Source organism: Streptomyces sp. NPDC001108, from assembly GCF_053598535.1.
Window position 1 is genome coordinate 649,474 of sequence record NZ_JBSFKL010000003.1, and the last position, 19,329, is coordinate 668,802.

At 72.8% G+C, this 19,329-nt stretch carries 15 protein-coding genes and 1 pseudogene; 4 read left to right on the top strand and 12 right to left on the bottom strand.

The annotated features are described in order from the left end of the window. Positions 1-210: 210 nt before the first annotated feature. A complete protein-coding gene (locus tag ACWC97_RS11350) occupies positions 211-1,392 on the bottom strand; it encodes an AI-2E family transporter (protein ID WP_352279601.1) in 1,182 nt (393 codons plus the stop codon). A gap of 171 nt (positions 1,393-1,563) precedes the next feature. Then, positions 1,564-1,758: a DUF3046 domain-containing protein gene (locus ACWC97_RS11355; RefSeq protein WP_352279566.1), complete on the bottom strand. Its 195-nt coding sequence runs from the start codon at positions 1,756-1,758 to the stop codon at positions 1,564-1,566. Positions 1,759-1,837: 79 nt separating this feature from the next. Here ACWC97_RS11355 and ACWC97_RS11360 point away from each other — a divergent pair, with 79 nt between their 5' ends. Beyond that, a complete protein-coding gene (locus ACWC97_RS11360) occupies positions 1,838-2,752 on the top strand; it encodes a hypothetical protein (RefSeq protein WP_352279568.1) in 915 nt (304 codons plus the stop codon). A gap of 66 nt (positions 2,753-2,818) precedes the next feature. Here ACWC97_RS11360 and ACWC97_RS11365 read toward each other — a convergent pair whose 3' ends face one another. Then, positions 2,819-3,124, bottom strand: a complete 306-nt coding sequence (locus ACWC97_RS11365; protein ID WP_352279570.1) for an AzlD domain-containing protein — start codon at positions 3,122-3,124, stop codon at positions 2,819-2,821. Next, positions 3,121-3,912, bottom strand: a complete 792-nt coding sequence (locus ACWC97_RS11370; protein WP_352279572.1) for an AzlC family ABC transporter permease — start codon at positions 3,910-3,912, stop codon at positions 3,121-3,123. The genes ACWC97_RS11365 and ACWC97_RS11370 overlap by 4 nt, the downstream gene beginning before the upstream one ends. Before the next feature lie 85 nt (positions 3,913-3,997). Here ACWC97_RS11370 and ACWC97_RS11375 point away from each other — a divergent pair, with 85 nt between their 5' ends. Genes ACWC97_RS11375 through ACWC97_RS11385 form a run of 3 tightly spaced genes read left to right on the top strand, consistent with a single transcriptional unit; the run spans position 3,998 to position 10,355 of the window. Then, positions 3,998-8,653: a DEAD/DEAH box helicase gene (locus ACWC97_RS11375; RefSeq protein WP_450648780.1), complete on the top strand. Its 4,656-nt coding sequence runs from the start codon at positions 3,998-4,000 to the stop codon at positions 8,651-8,653. 46 nt (positions 8,654-8,699) lie between these two features. Next, a complete protein-coding gene (locus ACWC97_RS11380) occupies positions 8,700-9,500 on the top strand; it encodes a DNA-formamidopyrimidine glycosylase family protein (protein ID WP_450648781.1) in 801 nt (266 codons plus the stop codon). Positions 9,501-9,536: 36 nt separating this feature from the next. After that, a complete protein-coding gene (locus ACWC97_RS11385; protein WP_450648783.1) occupies positions 9,537-10,355 on the top strand; it encodes an SDR family NAD(P)-dependent oxidoreductase in 819 nt (272 codons plus the stop codon). Between the two features lie 139 nt (positions 10,356-10,494). Here ACWC97_RS11385 and ACWC97_RS11390 read toward each other — a convergent pair. The 8 genes and pseudogenes from ACWC97_RS11390 to ACWC97_RS11425 all read right to left on the bottom strand — a co-directional run. Then, positions 10,495-10,728, bottom strand: a pseudogene (locus ACWC97_RS11390) (hypothetical protein); the annotation flags it as partial. Positions 10,729-11,092: 364 nt separating this feature from the next. Continuing rightward, positions 11,093-11,476: a helix-turn-helix domain-containing protein gene (locus ACWC97_RS11395; protein ID WP_014048702.1), complete on the bottom strand. Its 384-nt coding sequence runs from the start codon at positions 11,474-11,476 to the stop codon at positions 11,093-11,095. A 109-nt stretch (positions 11,477-11,585) separates the two neighbouring features. Then, positions 11,586-12,095 (bottom strand): CinA family protein, encoded by a 510-nt coding sequence (locus ACWC97_RS11400; RefSeq protein WP_352279580.1) that lies wholly within the window; start codon positions 12,093-12,095, stop codon positions 11,586-11,588. Next, positions 12,092-12,775, bottom strand: a complete 684-nt coding sequence (gene pgsA / locus ACWC97_RS11405) for a CDP-diacylglycerol--glycerol-3-phosphate 3-phosphatidyltransferase (RefSeq protein ID WP_450648785.1) — start codon at positions 12,773-12,775, stop codon at positions 12,092-12,094. Before pgsA ends, ACWC97_RS11400 begins: the two co-directional genes overlap by 4 nt. Further along, complete coding sequence (gene rimO, locus ACWC97_RS11410) at positions 12,772-14,241, bottom strand: 30S ribosomal protein S12 methylthiotransferase RimO (protein WP_352279583.1); 1,470 nt, start codon at positions 14,239-14,241, stop codon at positions 12,772-12,774. The genes pgsA and rimO overlap by 4 nt, the downstream gene beginning before the upstream one ends. Positions 14,242-14,387: 146 nt before the next feature. Beyond that, complete coding sequence (locus ACWC97_RS11415; protein ID WP_352279585.1) at positions 14,388-15,188, bottom strand: helix-turn-helix domain-containing protein; 801 nt, start codon at positions 15,186-15,188, stop codon at positions 14,388-14,390. Positions 15,189-15,436: 248 nt separating this feature from the next. After that, positions 15,437-18,223 carry a DNA translocase FtsK gene (locus ACWC97_RS11420; RefSeq protein ID WP_450648787.1) on the bottom strand — a complete coding sequence of 929 codons (2,787 nt, stop codon included), beginning with the start codon at positions 18,221-18,223 and terminating at the stop codon, positions 15,437-15,439. Between the two features lie 229 nt (positions 18,224-18,452). Beyond that, positions 18,453-19,127: a response regulator gene (locus tag ACWC97_RS11425; RefSeq protein WP_450648788.1), complete on the bottom strand. Its 675-nt coding sequence runs from the start codon at positions 19,125-19,127 to the stop codon at positions 18,453-18,455. Positions 19,128-19,329: the final 202 nt, after the last annotated feature.

The window sequence follows — 19,329 nt, forward strand, 5'->3', positions numbered from 1 at the left end:
GCTAACCCCTGCCACTGACAATGGGCCTCGACGTCCTCCCGGCCTGTGGATAACTCTGCGGCCGGGCCCGGGAAACCCCGGCCGGAATCTCATGAGAATGGATGTTCGATTTTAGTGTCAAGCGCACCACGCCGCCCCGGCCGTGCGAGGCTCCGGGGGCCGGGAGGGGAGCAGCGGCCCCGCGCCCCCGGCTTCGCCGCGTCGTAGGTCTCAGGCGCTCTCCGGCGCCCCCCGGCCTCCGGTGCCGCTTCCGCCGCTCGCCTCCCCGGTGCCCGCCTCCCGGTCCGGGGCCCGCCAGGAACGGCGCAGCCGGGTGAGCAACGGCTCTCCCCGGCGCCGGTTCGGACCGTGCATCCGCGGATCGTCCGTGACGTCGTAGCGCCTCACGTACGCGCCGAGGAAAGCCTGGAGCGTGGCGACGGCCGGAATGGCGATCAGCGCGCCCACGGCGCCCATCAGCGCCGTACCCGCGATGACCGACCCGAAGGCGACCGCCGGGTGGATGTCGACCGTCCTGGAGGTGAGCTTGGGCTGCAGGCCGTAGTTCTCGAACTGCTGGTAGACCACGACGAAGCCGAGCACCCACAGCGCGTACCAGGGGTCGACGGTGAACGCGATCAGCATGGGCAGGGCGCCCGCCAGGTACGTACCGATCGTGGGGACGAACTGGGAGACGAGCCCGACCCACACGGCCAGCGCAGGCGCGTAGGGGACCCCGAGGATCACCAGCAGGACGTAGTGCGCGATCCCGGAGATGAGGGCCATGAGACCGCGCGAGTAGAGGTACCCGCCGGTCTTGTCCACCGCGATCTCCCAGGCACGCAGGACCTCCGCCTGCCGGGCGGGCGGCAGCACGGAGCACAGGGCCCGCCGCAGCCTGGGGCCGTCGGCCGCGAAGTAGAACGAGAACAGGGCGATCGTCAGCAGCCGGAACAGCCCGCCCAGCACGGTGGTGGATATGTCCAGCACTCCGGTCGCGCTGTTCTGGACGTACTTCTGCAGCCAGTCGGAGTGGAGCAGGCTGTCCTGGACCTCGACCCGGGAGAGGTCGGTACGGAAGGTCTGGTTGACCCAGTTGATCACCGAGTCCAGGTACTTCGGGAACCCCTCGACCATGTCGACGATCTGGCCCGCGAGCATCGAGCCGAGCAGCACGACGAAGCCCACTCCGGCGATCATCACCACGAGGAAGACCAGGAAGGTGGCGAGGCCGCGGCGCATCCCGCGTGCCGACATCCGGCTCACCGCCGGCTCGATGGCGAGCGCCAGGAAGAACGCGATCAGGACGTTGATGAGCAACCCGATGAGCTGGTCGAAGGCCCAGCTGCCCAGCCGGTAGCAGGCGTAGAGCGCCAGGGCGAGCACCATGGCGCGCGGCAGCCACGCGGGCATGCGTGCCCGCGCGCCGTCGGCCGGCGCGGCGGGCGGGACGGAGGGGGTGGAGGTCGATCGGGTCTGTGCTGTCTCGTCTGTCGGTGCCACTCCCCCAGTCTCACCCACCGCGGTGACGAACGACCGCCAGCCCCGGACAACGGCGCGGGTCCGGCCGTCGGCCGGCCGGGGTCAGCGCTGGTCGGCGGGGATGCCGACCGCGGCACAGACGCCGCGCCAGACATCCTTGGTCTCCCATCCTGACGCGAGTGCCTGGTGGACGGTCTGCCCGCCGAGTTCGGCCATCACGTGATCGCGCGCGAAGGAGTCGGCGTACGCCGCGCCGAAGTGGTCGGCCATCCGTTCCCAGAAAATCGTCAACCGCATGACCTCAGTATCCCGCTCCTGAGAGTGCAGCCGGGCCGCTCCGTCTTGTCGAGAGCGCTTACCGCCCTACGGTCGGTCCATGGCTGGAACAGGAACAAGTCCCCTCAACCGTGCCGAGCAGTTCATCTGGCTCACGGCCCGCGTCCTGGAGCAGCGGCGGTTCGCGCACCATTTCCTGGACGGCGGTGCGGACGCCGTGGAGACCGCGCTCGCCGCCTATCTGAACGAGGACGGCGGTTACGGGCACGGGCTCGAACCCGATCTGCGCGGCCCCGTCAGTCAGCCACTGCACACCGCGCACGCGCTCAATGTGCTGGATTCCATCGGGCGCTGCGACGGACTGCGGGTGGAGCGGGTCTGCCGGTTCCTCACCGAGGTGTCGACCAAGGAGGGGGCGCTTCCCGCCCTGCTGCCGGCGCAGCGCGGCTATCCCGCCGCCCCCTTCATCCCGATCGTCGACCACCCGCCGGCGGAGCTGCTGGCCACCGGCCCCGTCGTCGGGCTCCTGCACCGCAACGCGGTCTGGCACGCCTGGCTGTTCAGGGCCACCGACTTCTGCTGGGCCGCGGTGGAGGCCCTGGACCGCTCGCATCCGTACGAGATCGAGGCGGCACTCGCCTTCCTGGACGGCGCCCCCGACCGGGCGCGGGCCGAGGCCGCGGCCGACCGGCTGGGGCGGCTGGTGCGCGACCAGCGGCTCGTGGTGCTGGACCCGGAACGGCGCGCGGAGTACCCGGTGGCGCCCGGCTACGCGCCGGGTGAGCAGCACTTTCCGTACGACTACGCCCGTACGCCCGACTCGCTCGCCCGTCGATGGTTCACCGACGAGGAGCTGTCCCGCTCGCTCGACCATCTCGCGGCCGCGCAGCAGGCCGACGGCGGCTGGCCGGTCAACTGGCGGCAGTGGGCCCCGGGGACCGCGCTGGAGGGGCGGCCACTCGTGACCCTCCGGGCCCTCCTGACGCTGCGCGCCCACGGACGGGACCTCGGCTGAGCCGTCACCCGGTTCCGCCCGGCCATGCATGGCCGGGCGGAACCCCTCAGCCCGCCGCGTCCGGCCCTATCCGAGGGCGCGTACCGCGGCGGTGACGACGACCGCGGCGCCCACGACCAGCAGGAAGGGGGCGCGCAGGATCAGCGCGACCGCCGCCGCGGCGAGTCCGGCCGCCCTGGCGTCCAGGGTCAGGTGGTGCCCGTCCCCGAAGGTCTGCTGTGCGGTGAGGGCGGCCAGCAGGGCCACGGGCAGCAGCGCCGCGAGCCGCCGGGTGAGCGGGCGCTCCAGTACACCGGCGGGGACCAGCAGCCCGAGCAGTTTGGCGAGGTAGCAGCCCACGGCGGTCAGTGCGATGGCGATCCAGACGTTCACCGGTCCCCCTCCTCGGTGGCGGATACCGGCGTGCCGTTTCTCCGGCGCCCGTCCAGGAAGAGGACGACGGGTGCGGCGAGCGCGGCCAGCAGCACGGGGACGCCCGCCGGCAGAACGGGCAGCAGGCCGAGCGCGAGGAGGACGGCGATCCCCGCGGTGACGCGTTCGGTGGTGGTCCTGAGCATCGGCGCGAGCAGGGCGAGGAAGACCGCGGGCGACGCCGCGTCCAGCCCCCACGCCCTGGTGTCGCCGAGCGCCTCGGCCCCGAGCGCCCCCAGCAGCGTGGTCAGGTTCCACAGCACGTACAGGGTCAGCCCGGTGACGGCGAAGCCGATGCGGGCGGCCCTGCGGGTCGGCTGCGGCAGTGTCACGGCGGTCGTCTCGTCGATGACCCACTGGGCGGCGAAGGGGCGCAGTGCCTTCGGGAGTGCCAGCAGTTGCGACAGCCGCAGTCCGTAGAACGAGTTGCGTACGCCGAGGAAGAACGCCCCGGCGGCGGCGGTGTACGGGTTGCCGCCCGCGGCGAGCGCGCCGACGAGCGCGAACTGGGAGGCACCGGTGAAGACGGCGAGGCTGAGCGCGCAGGTCTGCCACAGGCTCAGTCCCGCCCCGGCCGAGGTCACGCCGAAGGCGAAGCCGGAGAGTCCGACGGCGATGCCGACGCCGAGCGCGTCACGGACGACCGCGGCGTCCGGTTTCGCTTCGCCGGGGCCCGGTCCGGTTCCGGAGCCGGCCGTGCCGGGGTCCGGCGCACCGCCCCCGCCTGGAAATATTGTCTGATCTGCCACGACGCGAACGTTACGTGGGCGGCGCGGGCGCGGTCGCCGAGGACGGTCGGGGCCGTTGTCAGTGGCGGGGTGCACGATGGGGGGCATGGCCGGTTCCGCACTCGATTCGTTCTCCCCCGCGACCCGCGGCTGGTTCGCGGGGGCCTTCAGCGCGCCCACCCCCGCGCAGGAGGGCGCCTGGCGTGCGATCTCCGAGGGCTCGGACGTGCTGGTCGTCGCGCCGACCGGGTCCGGCAAGACCCTCGCCGCGTTCCTCGCCTCGCTCGACGCGCTGGCGTCCGTACCGCCGCCGGCCGAGACGAAGAAGCGCTGCCGGGTCCTGTACGTCTCGCCCCTCAAGGCGCTCGCGGTCGATGTCGAGCGGAATCTCCGTTCCCCGCTGACCGGTATCCGCCAGGAGTCGGTGCGGCTCGGGCTGCCCGAGCCGGAGGTTCGGGTGGGCATCCGCTCCGGGGACACCCCGGCCGCCGAGCGCCGCTCGATGGCGACCCGTCCGCCGGACATCCTGATCACCACACCCGAATCGCTGTTCCTGATGCTGACCTCCTCGGCCCGGGAGGCGCTGTCCGGGGTCGAGACGGTGATCCTCGACGAGGTGCACGCCGTGGCGGGCACGAAGCGCGGCGCCCATCTCGCGGTCTCCCTGGAGCGTCTCGACGAGCTGCTGCCCCGCCCCGCGCGGCGGATCGGCCTGTCGGCGACGGTCCGCCCGGTCGACGAGGTGGCGCGCTTCCTCTCCCCCCGGCGCAGGGTGGAGATCGTCCAGCCGCCGTCCACGAAGCGGTTCGACCTGTCGGTGGTCGTGCCGGTCGAGGACCTGGGAGAGCTCGGCGGCTCGCCCGCCACCGGGCCCGACCAGGCGGCACAGGCGGACAAGCCGTCGATCTGGCCCCATGTCGAGGAACGGATCGTCGATCTCGTCCAGAAGCACCGCTCCACAATCGTCTTCGCCAACTCCCGCCGCCTCGCCGAACGGCTGTGCAACCGCCTCAACGAGATCGCGTACGAACGGCTCACCGGCGAGCCGCTGGCCGAGTCCCACTCCCCCGCCGAGCTCATGGCCGAGTCCGGTGCGGCGAAGGGCGCCCCCGCGCTGCTCGCCCGTGCCCATCACGGCTCGGTCTCCAAGGAGCAGCGCGCCCAGGTCGAGGAGGACCTGAAGGCGGGCCGGCTGCCGGCCGTCGTCGCCACGTCGAGCCTGGAGCTGGGCATCGACATGGGGGCGGTGGACCTCGTGATCCAGGTGGAGTCACCGCCGTCGGTCGCCTCCGGCCTGCAACGGGTGGGCCGGGCCGGGCATCAGGTCGGCGCGGTCTCCACCGGCGTGGTCTTCCCGAAGTACCGGGGCGACCTGGTGCAGTCGGCCGTGGTCACCGAGCGGATGCGCGAGGGGGCCATCGAGGCGCTCCGCGTCCCGGCCAACCCGCTGGACGTGCTGGCCCAGCAGCTGGTCGCCATGGTCGCCCTGGACAGCTGGCAGGTGGACGAGCTGCTGGCGACGGTCCGCCGCGCCGCGCCCTTCGCCTCGCTGCCCGAGTCCGCGTTCACCGCCGTGCTCGACATGCTGGCCGGTCGCTACCCTTCCGACGCCTTCGCCGAACTGCGGCCGCGCGTGGTCTGGGACCGGGTGGCCGGTACGGTCACGGGGCGCCCCGGCGCGCAGCGGCTCGCCGTCACCTCCGGAGGGACCATTCCCGACCGGGGGCTCTTCGGGGTCTTCCTCGCCGGCGCCGACCCGAAGAAGGGCGGCGGGCGGGTCGGCGAGCTCGACGAGGAGATGGTCTACGAGTCCCGGGTCGGCGACGTCTTCACGCTCGGCACCACCTCGTGGCGGATCGAGGACATCACCCGCGACCGGGTCCTGGTGTCGCCCGCTCCCGGTGTTCCCGGGCGGCTGCCGTTCTGGAAGGGCGACCAGCTGGGCCGTCCGCTGGAGCTGGGGCGCGCCCTGGGGGCGTTCCTCCGCGAGATCGGCGGGCTGCCGCCCGAGGAGGCGCGGGCGAGGCTGCTCGCCGCCGGTCTCGACACCTGGGCCGCCGACAACACCCTGTCGTACCTCGACGAGCAGCGCCGGGCCTGTGGTCATGTGCCGGACGACCGGACCATCCTCGTCGAGCGTTTCCGCGACGAGCTGGGTGACTGGCGGGTCGTGGTCCATTCCCCGTTCGGCGCGCAGGTCCACGCCCCGTGGGCGCTCGCGCTGGGCGCCCGCCTCGCCGAGCGCTACGGTCTGGACGCGCAGGTGATGCACGCCGACGACGGCATCGTGCTCCGGCTGCCCGACGCCGACCTCATGGGGCTGGACCTCCTGGACCTCGATCCCCGGGACGCGGACCAGGGAACGGCCGAGCCCCCGTCACCGGCCTTCTCGTTCGACAGCGAGCAACCGCCGGTCGGTGCCGCCGACGTGACCTTCGACCAGGGCGACATCGAACAGATCGTCACCGACCAGGTCGGCGGCTCGGCCCTGTTCGCCTCCCGGTTCCGCGAGTGCGCGGCCCGCGCCCTGCTGCTGCCGCGCCGCAGCCCCGGAAAGCGCACCCCGCTGTGGCAGCAGCGCCAGCGCGCCTCTCAACTCCTCCAGGTGGCTTCGGAGTTCGGCTCGTTCCCGATCGTCCTGGAAGCGGTCCGCGAATGCCTCCAGGACGTCTTCGACGTTCCCGGGCTCACGGAGCTCATGGGCGATCTCGAAGCGCGCCGGGTCCGGCTGGTCGAGGTGACCACCCCGGAGCCGTCCCCCTTCGCCCGTTCGCTCCTGTTCGGTTACGTCGCCCAGTTCCTGTACGAGGGCGACTCGCCGCTGGCCGAGCGGCGGGCCGCCGCCCTCTCCCTGGACTCCCACCTCCTCGCCGAGCTCCTCGGCCGGGCGGAGCTGCGCGAGCTGCTCGACGCGGAGGTACTGACGGAGCTGGAGCGGGAGCTCCAGTGGCTGACCGAGGACCGCCGGATCAAGGACGCCGAGGGCGTCGCCGACCTGCTCCGGGTCCTCGGCCCGCTCACCGACCAGGAGCTGGCCGAGCGCGGCGCCCTGCCGTCCTGGGCTCCGGAGCTGGCCACGGCCCGCCGGGCGATCCGGGTCCGGATCGCCGGGGCGGACCACTGGGCCGCGATCGAGGACGCGGGCCGGCTGCGGGACGCCCTGGGGACCGCCCTCCCGGTCGGCGTCCCCGAGGCGTTCACCGAGCCCGTGAAGGACCCGCTGGGCGACCTCCTGTCCCGCTACGCCCGTACGCACGGCCCGTTCACGTCCGCCGGAGCCGCCGCCCGCTTCGGTCTCGGCACCGCGGTCACCGACGGGGCGCTGCAACGGCTCTCCGGGACCGGGCGGGTCGTCCAGGGCGAGTTCCACCCCGCGGGGATCGGCCAGGAGTGGTGCGACGCCGACGTGCTGCGCCGGTTGCGCCGCCGTTCGCTCGCCGCGCTCCGCCACGAGCTGGAGCCGGTCCCGCCCGCCGCCCTCGCCGGGTTCCTTCCCCAGTGGCAGCATCTCGGCGGCAACAGCCTGCGCGGCATCGACGGGCTGGCCCGCGCCGTCGAGCAGTTGCAGGGGGCGGCGGTCCCGGCGTCGGCGCTGGAGAAGCTGGTCCTGCCGGGCCGGGTCAGGGACTACACCCCCGCACTGCTCGACGAGCTGACCACCACCGGCGAGGTCGTCTGGGCCGGTGCGGGCGCCCTTCCCGGCAAGGACGGCTGGCTCGCCCTCTACCCGGCCGACAGCGCCCCGCTGCTCCTGCCGCCCCCGCACCCGCTGGAGCTCAGCGCGTTGCACGCGTCCGTACTGACCGCTCTGAGCGGCGGATACGGCCTGTTCTTCCGGCAGATCGCCGACCAGGTCCGGGCCACCACCCACCCGGACTGCACCGATCCGCAACTGGCCGACGCGGTCTGGGAGCTGGCCTGGTCGGGTCGGCTCACCAACGACACGCTCGCCCCTCTGCGCTCCCTGCTGGGCTCCGGCCGGACGGCGGGGTCGACGGCCCACCGCGCCAGACGCAGCGTCCCGCGCGGCCGGTACGGTTCGCTCACCTCCGCCCGGCCCGCCTCGCGCACCGGCCCGCCGACCGTCTCGGGCCGCTGGTCCCTGCTGCCCGCCGCCGAGCCCGAGCCCACGCACCGCGCCCACGCCCTGGCCCGCACGCTTCTCGACCGCCACGGCGTGGTGACCCGCGGCGCGGTCCAGGCCGAGGGGGTCGAAGGCGGCTTCTCCGCGATGTACCGCGTCCTGTCCGCCTTCGAGGACAACGGGCAGGCCCGGCGCGGCTACGTGGTCGAGGGGCTGGGGGCCGCGCAGTTCGCGATGGACGGCGCGGTGGACCGGCTGCGTGCCGCGTCCACCGCCCGCGACCGCCGGGAGCCGGGCGCGGCCCCCCAGGCCCTGGTCCTCGCCGCCGCCGACCCGGCCAACGCGTACGGGGCCGCCCTGCCCTGGCCGGAGCCACCGGACGGCGCCTCGCACAAGCCCGGCCGCAAGGCGGGCGCCCTGGTGGTGCTGGTCGACGGCGAGCTGACGATGTACATGGAGCGCGGCGGCAAGACGTTGCTCGCCTGGGGCGCCGATCCGGACGACCCCGCGCTCCTCGCCGCCGCCGGGGCACTGGCTGCGGCCGCCCGGTCCGGCGCCCTCGGCACGGTCACGGTGGAGCGTGCCAACGGCGCCCCCTCCTTGACCTCCCCGATCGGCCGCACGCTGGAGGCGGCCGGTTTCCTGGCCACACCGAGAGGGCTGCGCCTGCGCGCCTGACCCGTACAGAGGTCGCGGCCCTCCTCCCCGCCCGCATCATGGAGGCATGCCCGAAGGAGACACCGTCCTGCGGACGGCAGGACGTCTGCACACCGCGCTCGCCGGCCGGACGCTCACCCGGTGCGACCTGCGCGTGCCCCGGTTCGCCACCGCCGACCTCACCGGCCGGACCGTGCTGGGCGTGGTCCCGCGCGGCAAGCACCTCCTCCTGCGCGTCGAGGGCGGCCTCACGCTGCACAGCCACCTCCGGATGGACGGCGCCTGGCGCGTCTACGGCCCGGCCGAGCGGTGGCGCGGCGGCCCCGCCCACCAGATCCGCGCCATCCTCGGCAACGCGGAACAGACCGCGGTCGGCTACCGGCTGCCCGTGCTCGAACTGCTCCGCACCCGGGACGAGGAGAAGGCGGTCGGCCCGCTCGGCCCCGATCTGCTCGGCCCCGACTGGGACGCCGCGACCGCCCTGCGCAATCTGCTCGCCGAGCCCACCCGCCCGCTCGGCGAGGCCCTGCTGGACCAGCGCAATCTCGCCGGAATCGGCAACGTGTACAAGGCCGAGCTCTGCTTCCTGGCCCGCGTCACCCCCTGGCTCCCCGTCGGCGAACTGCCCGACCCCGTCGCCCCTCGGCTGGTCGCGACGGCCCAGCAGCTCCTCGACGCCAACCGCGACCGCCCCGTACGCATCACCACCGCCCCGGCCCACCGCGGCCCCGCCCCCCGGGAACGGCTCTGGGTCTACGGCAGGGCCGGCCGCCCCTGCCTGCGCTGCGGCACCCCCGTCCGCGTCGCGGACCAGAACGGCCGCCCCACCTACTGGTGCCCCCGCTGCCAGTCGGGCCCCACCCCCTAGTTGACGGGCCATCAGATCCGGTCGTACGGTCCGGTCATGCCCCCTCCCACGCCCCCGCCCGCAGCCCGCTCCACGCCCCCTCCCCCGAGCCGCGCCGCGTACGACCTCACCGGCCGCTCCGCGTTCGTCACCGGTGCGGCGGGCGGCATCGGCCGGGCCTGCGCCGTCCTGCTGGCGGCCGCGGGTGCCGACGTGCACTGCGCGGACACCGACGAGACGGGGCTGCGGGAGACCCGGCGGCTGATCACCGGGGCGGACGGCACGGCGCGCGTCCACGTCCATGTCCTCGATGTCACCGACCGCGACCAGGTCCGGGCGGCGGTGGCGTCGGCGGGCGCCGTCGACATCCTGGCGGCCGTCGCCGGGATCATGCACACGAGCAGCGTCCTGGAGACCTCGGACCAGGACCTCGACCGCGTCCTCGCGGTCAACTTCAAGGGCGTCCTGTACGCCTGCCAGGAAGTGGCCCGCTCCATGATCGAACGGGCCGCCCCCGGCTCACTGATCACGATGGCCTCGGGCGCCGTCGACTCCTCCGGTCCCGGCCTGTTCTGCTACAGCGTCGCCAAGGCGGCGGTCGTCCAGCTGACGAAGACCCTCGCGACCGAGCTGGGGCCGCACGCGATCCGGGTCAACGCCGTCGCCCCGGGCTGGATCCGTACGCCCATGACCGCCCGCCACGACTCCGGGCAGCAGCAGCGGGTGGAGGCGACGATGGCGCGGCTCTCACCGCTCGGGCGGGTGGGCGAACCGGAGGACGTGGCCCATACCGTGCTCCACCTGGCATCGGACGCCTCGGCCTTCATGACCGGCCAGATCCTCCGCCCGAACGGCGGCGTAGCCATGCCCTGGTAGCCCGCAGCACCCGGTCCGTCCCCCGCCCCCCGGCACCCCTGCCCGCGCCCCGCCCCTCGACGGCCCCGTCCGGCCCTCGTACGTCCACGTCCGGCCCTCGTACGTCCACGTCCAGCTCCGCACCCCGCCCCCGAGCGGCCCGCAGCGCCCGCTCGGCGCCCCGCAACACCCCGGACCCCCACCGACCGCCCGTTCCCGGCCGCGCGGCCCCGGCGGACGCGGCCACGTGCACCGGCAGCAGGCTCAGCCCCCAGCCGCCCGCCACCACCGCGCCCTCGACGAGCCCCGTATCCGCCGGGTCCAGCACGAGCCGCAGCACGGCCCACCACCACACCCCGCCGCACACGAGCGCCGGCCCCCATCGCCGCACCATGATGGCTGCCTCCTCCGGCCGAGCCCAGGGACCGTCGTCGCACCGCCTCCCGCCGGGCGACGTCAGACCCTGGTGCGGCAGGCCCACCCGGCGGGAGGGCGCAGAGGCGTCCCACCGGCGCGACCCGGGGCCGGCGCACGCCCGCCAGAGGTCCCGGCGCGCCGGACCGCGGTCCGACCGAGCCGGTGTTCCGGCTCCCCAGCAGTCTCACCCGACAGCCCCCGCGCCGCATCCAGAACGGTTCCGTCCCGTCCCGGGAGGATCGAACGCATCCCGAGGAGCACGGGCGCCCGCCGGACGCATGGAAGCCCCGGCCGTCCTTCGGGGACGACCGGGGCTTCCACTGCCCACCGGACCGAAAAGGTCAGGCGGCGACGACATCCACCGCTTCCGCGGGCGCCTTGATGGTCACCCGCCCCGACGGCACACCGGCCACCGAGGTCACGGAGACGGAATTGAGCATGGGCCGCACCGGCACGGGGACCGGATCGCTGGCTGCTGCCGACTCGGCCAGTTCGGCCAGCGACAGCTCATCGCTCACTTCACGCATGAGCTCGGACATCCGTACGTCAAGCGCGTCGCAAATGGCGGAGAGCAGTTCGGAGGATGCCTCCTTCTGCCCCCGCTCCACCTCGGAGAGATAGCCGAGCGAGACTCGGGCGGACGAGGAGACTTCGCGCAGAGTACGGCCTTGGCGCTGGCGCTGCCGACGCAGCACGTCACCAAGCAGGCGACGGAGCAGAATCATCGGTGGCTCCCTCCTCGGACCGCGTAGCCGCATCCTTCACGCCCCACCGTACCGCCTCGCGCGGCGGCCGTGCGGGGAGCGATGTCGTGTTCACTCAGGGCTGCAAACATCAATTCCCCCCGTTCTCTTCCGTATCCTGTGCCCTTGCGTTCTTGCCGAGTTCCGCCGAAAGCAGCGTGAGTGCGCTTCGCACACTCTCTCTACGAATGTCCGCCCGGCCGCCGTTCAACCGCAGCGCGGCGATATTCTCCGCGCCGCCCGGTCCGGCGACCGCCACGTACACCGTGCCCACCGCCTTGCCGTCCTGCGGATCGGGGCCCGCGACCCCCGTCGTCGCCACGCCCCAGTCCGCGCCCAGGACGCGCCGCACACCGGCTGCCATCTGCCGCGCCACCTCCGGGTCGACCGCACCGCGCTCCGCCAGCAGAGCTCCGTCCACTCCCAGGACGTCCCGCTTCAGCGGCGTCGCGTACGCCGTCACGGAGCCCCGGAAGGACCGCGAGGAACCCGGCACGGACGTCAGCTCCGCCGCGACCAGGCCGCCGGTCAGAGACTCGGCGACGGCGAGGCTCTCGCCCCGCTCCCCGAGCAGCGCCAGCACCCCGGCGGCGGTCGTCACCGCTCGGACTCCGCCGGAGCGCGCCCCTCGGCGGCCCGCTCGGCGGCGAGCCCCCTGCGGCGCAGGACGACCGCCTGGCGCACGTAGTCGAGCCCGGTGAGCACCGTCAGCAGGACGGCCACCGCCATCACCCAGAAGCGCAGTGTGGCGAGCGGTCCGGTCAGTGCCAGAACGTACATCCCGACGGCGATCCCCTGGGCCAGGGTCTTCATCTTGCCGCCGCGGCTGGCCGGAATCACCCCGTGTCTGATCACCCAGAAACGCATCACCGTGATGCCGAGCTCGCGGAAGAGGATCACTCCCGTGACCCACCAGGGCAGGTCACCGAGGTAGGAGAGGCAGATCAGCGCCGCACCCATGATCGCCTTGTCGGCTATCGGGTCGGCGATCTTGCCGAAGTCGGTGACCAGGTTGTACGTCCGCGCCAGGTGGCCGTCGAACAGGTCGGTGATCATCGCTATGGCGAAGGCCGCCCAGGCGAAGGACCGCCAGACCGGGTCGTACCCGCCGTTGTGCAGCAGCAGCAGCACGAAGCCGGGGACCAGCACCAGCCGCACCATGGTGAGCAGGTTGGCGATGTTCCACAGACTGGCCTGATTGACGGCCGCAGCACCCAGTTTGCCGCCGCGGACCGGCTTCGCGCCGGAGCCGCCTGCCGCGGATGCCGGGACTCCCGTCATCTGGCCGCCTCCACCCGTCCGGAACATTCGGCCACGAGGTCCACTCCTTCGGCGCTCACGACCTTCGCCTCGACCATAAGGCCGGGGACCAGGCCCTCGCGTGTCGTGAAGAGCACCTGGCCGTCCGTCTCGGGCGCCTGGTGCGCCGCACGGCCCACCGCGCCGTCCTCGTCGTCCACGGACTCCACGAGCACCTGGAGCGTCTCGCCGATGCGCTCCTCGGCGCGCTGCGAGGTCAGCTCCTCGGCCAGCTGCGAGATGTGCGCCAGCCGCTCGGCGACCACGTCCTCGTCCAGCTTGTTCTCGTAGCCGGCCGCCTCGGTGCCCTCCTCGTCGGAGTAGCCGAAAACGCCGATGGCGTCGAGCCGGGCGCCGGTGAGGAAGCGTTCCAGCTCCGCCACGTCGGCCTCGGTCTCGCCGGGGAAGCCCACGATGAAGTTGGAGCGCGCACCGGCCTCGGGCGCCTTGCTCCGGATGGTGTCCAGCAGCTCCAGGAACCGGTCGGTGTCACCGAAGCGCCGCATCGCGCGCAGCACCCCGGGGGCGGAGTGCTGGAAGGACAGGTCGAAGTAGGGCGCGACCTTCGGCGTCGAGGTCAGCACGTCGATCAGGCCGGGGCGCATCTCGGCCGGCTGGAGGTAGCTGACCCTGATCCGCTCGATGCCCTCGACGTCGGCGAGCTCCGGCAGCAGCGTCTCCAGCAGGCGGATGTCGCCGAGGTCCTTGCCGTACGAGGTGTTGTTCTCGGAGACGAGCATGACCTCCTTGACGCCCTGCTCGGCCAGCCAGCGGGTCTCCTGGAGCACGTCGGAGGGACGCCGGGAGATGAAGGAGCCCCGGAAGGACGGGATGGCGCAGAAGGAGCAGCGGCGGTCGCAGCCGGAGGCGAGCTTCACCGAGGCGACGGGGCTGGTGCCCAGCCGCCGGCGCAGCGGTGCCCGCGGGCCGGAGACCGGGGCCACGCCCTCGGGGAGGTCCTCGGGGGCGGGCGCGGCCTCCTGGGCGTGGCCGGGCAGGGCCACGGAGGCGTCCTGCCGCTCGGCCGGGCTGATCGGCAGCAGCTTGCGGCGGTCGCGCGGGGTGTGCGCGGCGTGGATGCCGCCGCTGAGGATGGTCTGGAGGCGGTCGGAGATGTCGGCGTAGTCGTCGAAGCCGAGGACGCCGTCCGCCTCGGGGAGTGCCTCGGCGAGGTCCTTCCCGTAGCGCTCGGCCATGCAGCCGACGGCGACCACGGCCTGGGTCCTGCCGTGGTCCTTCAGATCATTTGCTTCGAGGAGGGCGTCGACGGAGTCCTTTTTGGCGGCCTCGACGAATCCACAGGTGTTGACCACGGCGACATCCGCGTCGGCGGCGTCCTGGACGAGCTCCCAGCCGTCCGCTGCCAAGCGGCCTGCGAGCTCCTCCGAGTCCACCTCGTTACGGGCGCAGCCAAGAGTGACAAGGGCGACGGTACGGCGTTCGGGCATGGGCTCAAGACTACTTTGTCCCGGCACTCGACCTGCCGCGCAGGGTTCCCCCGTCACACCGGGTGACGAACGCGGCGAGCGCCCGGCGGATTGCCGGGCGCTCGCCGTGACGTCGTCGCCGTGCGGGGAAACGCTGCGTGTACGGATCAGCCGACCGCAGGGTCGCCCTTGGTGTACGAGAGCCGCTCGACCTGGCCCGGCTGGAACGTGTCCTCGACCTTCTTGCCGTTCACGAAGAGCTCGATCGAGCCGGCGTCGCCGAGGACGAGGTCGACCCGCTCCTGGTCCTGGAAGGTCTTGGTCTGGCCCTGGAGCAGCAGTCCGTCGAAGAGCGACCGGCCGTTGTGGTCCTTGGCCGAGATCCAGCTCTTGCCCCGGGTGGCGTCGAGCCGCACCGTCACCTTGTCCCGGGGAGCGGCGGCGATGGCGCTGTCGGACGGGGCCGGCTTGGGGTCGGCGGGCTTGTGGGTCTTGGGCGCGGGGGTCTTCGTGTTGGGCGTCGACCCTTCCGCGAGCTGGGTGGACGAGGGGGTGTCGTCACCTCCCTTCAGGGCCGTGAAGCCGACGAATCCGACGACGGCGACGATCGCGGCGACCATGGCCGCCGTCCAGTTCGGCCGGCGGGGTTCGGAGCGGATGCGTTCGGCCTCGAACAGCGGGGCCGCGGGCGTGGGCGCGGGACGGCCGCCGTGCTCCGCGTCGTACTGCGCGACCAGCTGGTCCGCGTCGAGGCCGACGGCACGCGCCAGGATTCGGACATGGCCGCGGGCGTACACGTCGCCGCCGCAGCGGGAGAAGTCGTCCTCCTCGATCGCGTGCACGATGGGGATGCGCACCCGGGTGGACGAGCTGATCTCTTCGACCGTGAGACCTGCGGCGATACGAGCCTGCTGGAGCGCTCGACCGATCGAAGGCCGGTCGTCTTCGGGGGAGTTGCCGATGGACACGGGGGCGCCTTTCGAGCGTGAGCCACCTGCTGGGTGTTCAGTCTAGGTGGGTAGCGAAAGGGTGGGGCAACCGGGAGGAGGCACTGTGCCCTCCATTGGAATCGAACACCGTCCGATTCCCCGGGCCGTTCCGGGAGGGACAATTCTGCCGCCCCTCCCTCCAGGTTGACGTACGACCCGGCCAAAGGGTTGCCCGTCTTCACCTGAGAGGTGGCCTGTGCTCCCCGTCGGGGATCGAGGAGCACCCCTTACGGAGCGGCTTCCCCGCGGATGAGCGCCAACACCCCGTCCAGCTCGTCGGGTTTCACGAGGACGTCGCGGGCCTTCGAACCTTCGCTCGGTCCGACGATGTTGCGTGACTCCATCAGGTCCATCAGCCGGCCGGCCTTCGCGAAGCCGACGCGGAGTTTGCGCTGGAGCATCGAGGTGGAACCGAACTGCGTGGAGACGACCAGCTCGGCGGCCTGGCAGAGCAGGTCCAGGTCGTCGCCGATCTCCTCGTCGATCTCCTTCTTCTTGGCGGTGCCGACCACCACGTCCTCGCGGAAGACCGGTGCCATCTGGTCCTTGCAGTGCTGGACGATGGCGGCGACCTCCTCCTCGGTGACGAAGGCGCCCTGCATACGGGTGGGTTTGTTCGCCCCCATCGGCAGGAACAGGCCGTCGCCCTTCCCGATGAGCTTCTCGGCGCCGGGCTGGTCGAGGATGACCCGGCTGTCGGCCAGCGAGGAGGTCGCGAACGCCAGCCGGGAGGGCACGTTCGCCTTGATCAGCCCGGTGACGACGTCGACCGAGGGCCGCTGGGTCGCCAGCACCAGGTGGATACCGGCGGCGCGGGCCAACTGGGTGATCCGCACGATGGCGTCCTCCACGTCGCGCGGGGCCACCATCATCAGGTCGGCGAGCTCGTCGACGATCACCAGCAGGTACGGGTACGGGGAGAGCTCGCGCTCGCTGCCCTCGGGCGGTTTGACCTTGCCCTTGCGGACGGCCTGGTTGAAGTCGTCGATGTGCCGGTACCCGAACGCGGCGAGGTCGTCGTACCGGAGGTCCATCTCGCGCACGACCCACTGGAGCGCCTCGGCGGCGCGCTTGGGGTTGGTGATGATCGGCGTGATCAGGTGCGGGATGCCCTCGTACGCGGTGAGCTCGACGCGCTTCGGGTCGACCAGCACCATCCGGACGTCCTCCGGGGTCGCCCGCACCATGATCGAGGTGATCAGGCAGTTGATGCAGGACGACTTCCCGGAGCCGGTCGCACCGGCCACCAGCACGTGCGGCATCTTCGCCAGGTTGGCCATCACATAGCCGCCCTCGACGTCCTTGCCGAGCGCCACCAGCATCGGGTGGTCGTCCTCCGCCGCGTCCGCGAGGCGCAGCACGTCACCGAGGTTGACCATCTCCCGGTCCGTGTTGGGGATCTCGATGCCGACCGCGGACTTGCCGGGGATCGGGGAGATGATCCGTACGTCGGGGCTGGCGACGGCGTAGGCGATGTTCTTGGCGAGCGCGGTGATCCGCTCGACCTTCACGGCGGGGCCGAGCTCGACCTCGTAGCGGGTGACCGTCGGACCGCGGGTGAATCCGGTGACGGCGGCGTCGACCTTGAACTCGGTGAAGACATTGGTCAACGCGGCGACGATGGTGTCGTTGGCGGCGCTGCGGGTCTTTCCGGGGCCGCCGCGCTCCAGCAGGTCGAGCGAGGGCAGCGCGTAGGTGATGTCCCCGGAGAGCTGGAGCTGCTCGGCGCGGGCGGGCAGCGGCTGGGACTGCGAGTCCGGCACGGTCTTGGTCAGGTCGGGCACGCTGCCCGAGGACGCCGCCGTCTTCCCGGCCCGGTCGCCCTGGCCGGGGCCCGTGCCGGGCTCGGCCTCCCTGGCGGCCGGCAGCGGGGTGGCCCGGCGCTCGCGCTCGACGGCGACCCCCTGCGTGAGGTCGGCGACGATCGGCGAGGGGGGCATGCCGTTGAGCACCGCCCCGTCGAGGGCCGCCGCCGCGGCCGCCGCCACGTCCACCGCGTCCATGGTGCGGTTGGCCACCGGCTGCGCGGCGGGCCTGCGCGGTCGGCGGCGCTTGGAGAGCGCCTCGGCCTCGGCCTGCTCGGGGTCGTACTCGGCGGGTGCCTCGGAGCGGCGCGCCGGGGAGCGGCGGGAGCGGGCGGGCAGCGCCTCGCGCCACTGCTCCTCGTAGCGCTCGTCGTCGCTCTCCTCGTCCGCCTCGGGGTCGTACTCCGGATGGATGAGGCCGAGCTTCGTGCCGAGCAGCCGCAGCCGCTGCGGGATCGCGTTGACCGGCGTCGCGGTGACGACGAGCAGCCCGAAGACGGTGAGCAGCAGCAGCAGCGGTACGGCGAGGACCTCGCCCATCGTGTGGACCAGCGGCTTGGAGGCCGCCCAGCCGATGAGCCCGCCCGCGTTCTGCATCGCCGTGGTGCCGTCCTCCCGGCCGGGCGACCCGCAGGCGACGTGGACCTGGCCGAGCACCCCGACGACCAGCGCGGAGAGCCCGATCACGATGCGGCCGTTGGCCTCCGGCCTCTCGGGGTGGCGGATCAGCCGTACGGCGATGACGCCGAGCAGTATCGGTACGAGGAGGTCGAGCCGGCCGAAGGCACCGGTGACGAGCATCTCCACGAGGTCGCCCACGGGCCCCCGCAGATTCGACCAGGTGCCCGCGGCGACGATCAGCGCGAGGCCGAGGAGCAGCAGCGCGAGGCCGTCCTTGCGGTGCGCCGGGTCGAGCCCCTTGGCTCCACGCCCTATGCCGCGGAACATCGCGCCGACGGCGTGGGCGGTGCCGAGCCAGACGGCGCGGGCCATGCGGTAGACGCCGCTGGTGGGTGACGGGGCGGGCGGGGGCGGGGCCGCCTTCTTCGCCGCCGTCTTCCGGGCGGGGGCTTTCTTCGCGGGCGCGGTCTTCTTCGCCGCCGCCTTCTTCGCGGGCGCGGCTTTCTTGGCCGGCCCCGCGCTACGGCCGGCGCTCTTCGCGGTGCCCGCCGTGCCCTGGGAACCCTTGCCGGACGTACGTGAGGCCATGGTGCCGAGATTACCGGTGTTGATGGCCGTTAACACGTGCGACCACCGCTTCACCCGTTCGTGTCGCCGTGCGGAGGACGCGAACTGACGCCCGTTCACCGCCGGACGCCGGATCACCGGTCCGCCGAACAGTCGCGGGCGGAGGGCAGTTGGGCCGGGGCCCGACGATCGCCCCGCCCTCGGCCGGGAATCGCGTGGCCACAGGGGCCGTCGGCCCCATGACGGCCCGTTACGAGGGCATCGCCGCCGCGCTGCTGCCGGTTCCGGGCTCCAGGGCGTCGAGCGCCCGGCGCAGCCCGGTCAGCTTGCGCTCCAGATGGGCGGCGGTCGCCACCGCAGCGGCGTCCGCCGACTCGTCGTCGAGCTGTTTGGAGAGCGCCTCGGCCTGCTCCTCGACGGCCGCGAGCCGTGCCGAGAGCTCGGCGAGCAGCCCCGTGGGCTCCTTGTCCCGGCCCGGATCGCCTCCGTCGCCCTCCAGCTGGAGCCGGAGCAGCGCCGCCTGCTCGCGCAGCTGGCAGTTCTTCATGTACAGCTCGACGAAGACCGAGACCTTGGCCCGCAGCACCCAGGGGTCGAACGGCTTCGAGATGTAGTCCACCGCGCCGGCCGCGTAACCCCGGAAGGTGTGGTGCGGACCGTGGTTGATCGCGGTGAGGAAGATGATCGGGATGTCGCGGGTCCGTTCCCGCCGCTTGATGTGCGCGGCGGTCTCGAAACCGTCCATGCCCGGCATCTGCACGTCCAGCAGAATGACCGCGAAATCGTCCGTGAGCAGCGCTTTGAGCGCCTCCTCCCCTGACGATGCCCGGACCAGGGTCTGATCGAGCGCGGAGAGAATGGCCTCCAGCGCCAGCAGATTCTCCGGTCGGTCATCGACCAGGAGGATCTTGGCCTTCTGCACCATGGCCCGTCCTCCTCGCCCCGGAAATGCACCGGGCGCCGCCCCAGGGGACGACTCCGTTGCGCCGTCCGTCCTTGTGCCGGTCATGGTAGCCGCACCCCGCCCGTCGCCACACCCTGTCACCGCGATGTCACTGTGCACACAGCAGAAACGCGGTGGGGGACCAGAAGGTTCCCCGTCCAGCGCCTTCTCACACCCGTGCGGG

Excerpts from the sequence above, each read along its gene's own strand:
- rimO (WP_352279583.1), bottom strand. The coding sequence starts at position 14,241 with ATGCCCGAACGCCGTACCGTCGCCCTTGTCACTCTTGGCTGCGCCCGT.
- ACWC97_RS11395 (WP_014048702.1), bottom strand. The coding sequence starts at position 11,476 with ATGATTCTGCTCCGTCGCCTGCTTGGTGACGTGCTGCGTCGGCAGCGC.
- pgsA (WP_450648785.1), bottom strand. The coding sequence starts at position 12,775 with ATGACGGGAGTCCCGGCATCCGCGGCAGGCGGCTCCGGCGCGAAGCCG.
- ACWC97_RS11360 (WP_352279568.1), top strand. The coding sequence starts at position 1,838 with ATGGCTGGAACAGGAACAAGTCCCCTCAACCGTGCCGAGCAGTTCATC.
- ACWC97_RS11375 (WP_450648780.1), top strand. The coding sequence starts at position 3,998 with ATGGCCGGTTCCGCACTCGATTCGTTCTCCCCCGCGACCCGCGGCTGG.
- ACWC97_RS11355 (WP_352279566.1), bottom strand. The coding sequence starts at position 1,758 with ATGCGGTTGACGATTTTCTGGGAACGGATGGCCGACCACTTCGGCGCG.
- ACWC97_RS11425 (WP_450648788.1), bottom strand. The coding sequence starts at position 19,127 with ATGGTGCAGAAGGCCAAGATCCTCCTGGTCGATGACCGACCGGAGAAT.
- ACWC97_RS11350 (WP_352279601.1), bottom strand. The coding sequence starts at position 1,392 with ATGCCCGCGTGGCTGCCGCGCGCCATGGTGCTCGCCCTGGCGCTCTAC.
- ACWC97_RS11385 (WP_450648783.1), top strand. The coding sequence starts at position 9,537 with ATGCCCCCTCCCACGCCCCCGCCCGCAGCCCGCTCCACGCCCCCTCCC.
- ACWC97_RS11420 (WP_450648787.1), bottom strand. The coding sequence starts at position 18,223 with ATGGCCTCACGTACGTCCGGCAAGGGTTCCCAGGGCACGGCGGGCACC.
- ACWC97_RS11380 (WP_450648781.1), top strand. The coding sequence starts at position 8,700 with ATGCCCGAAGGAGACACCGTCCTGCGGACGGCAGGACGTCTGCACACC.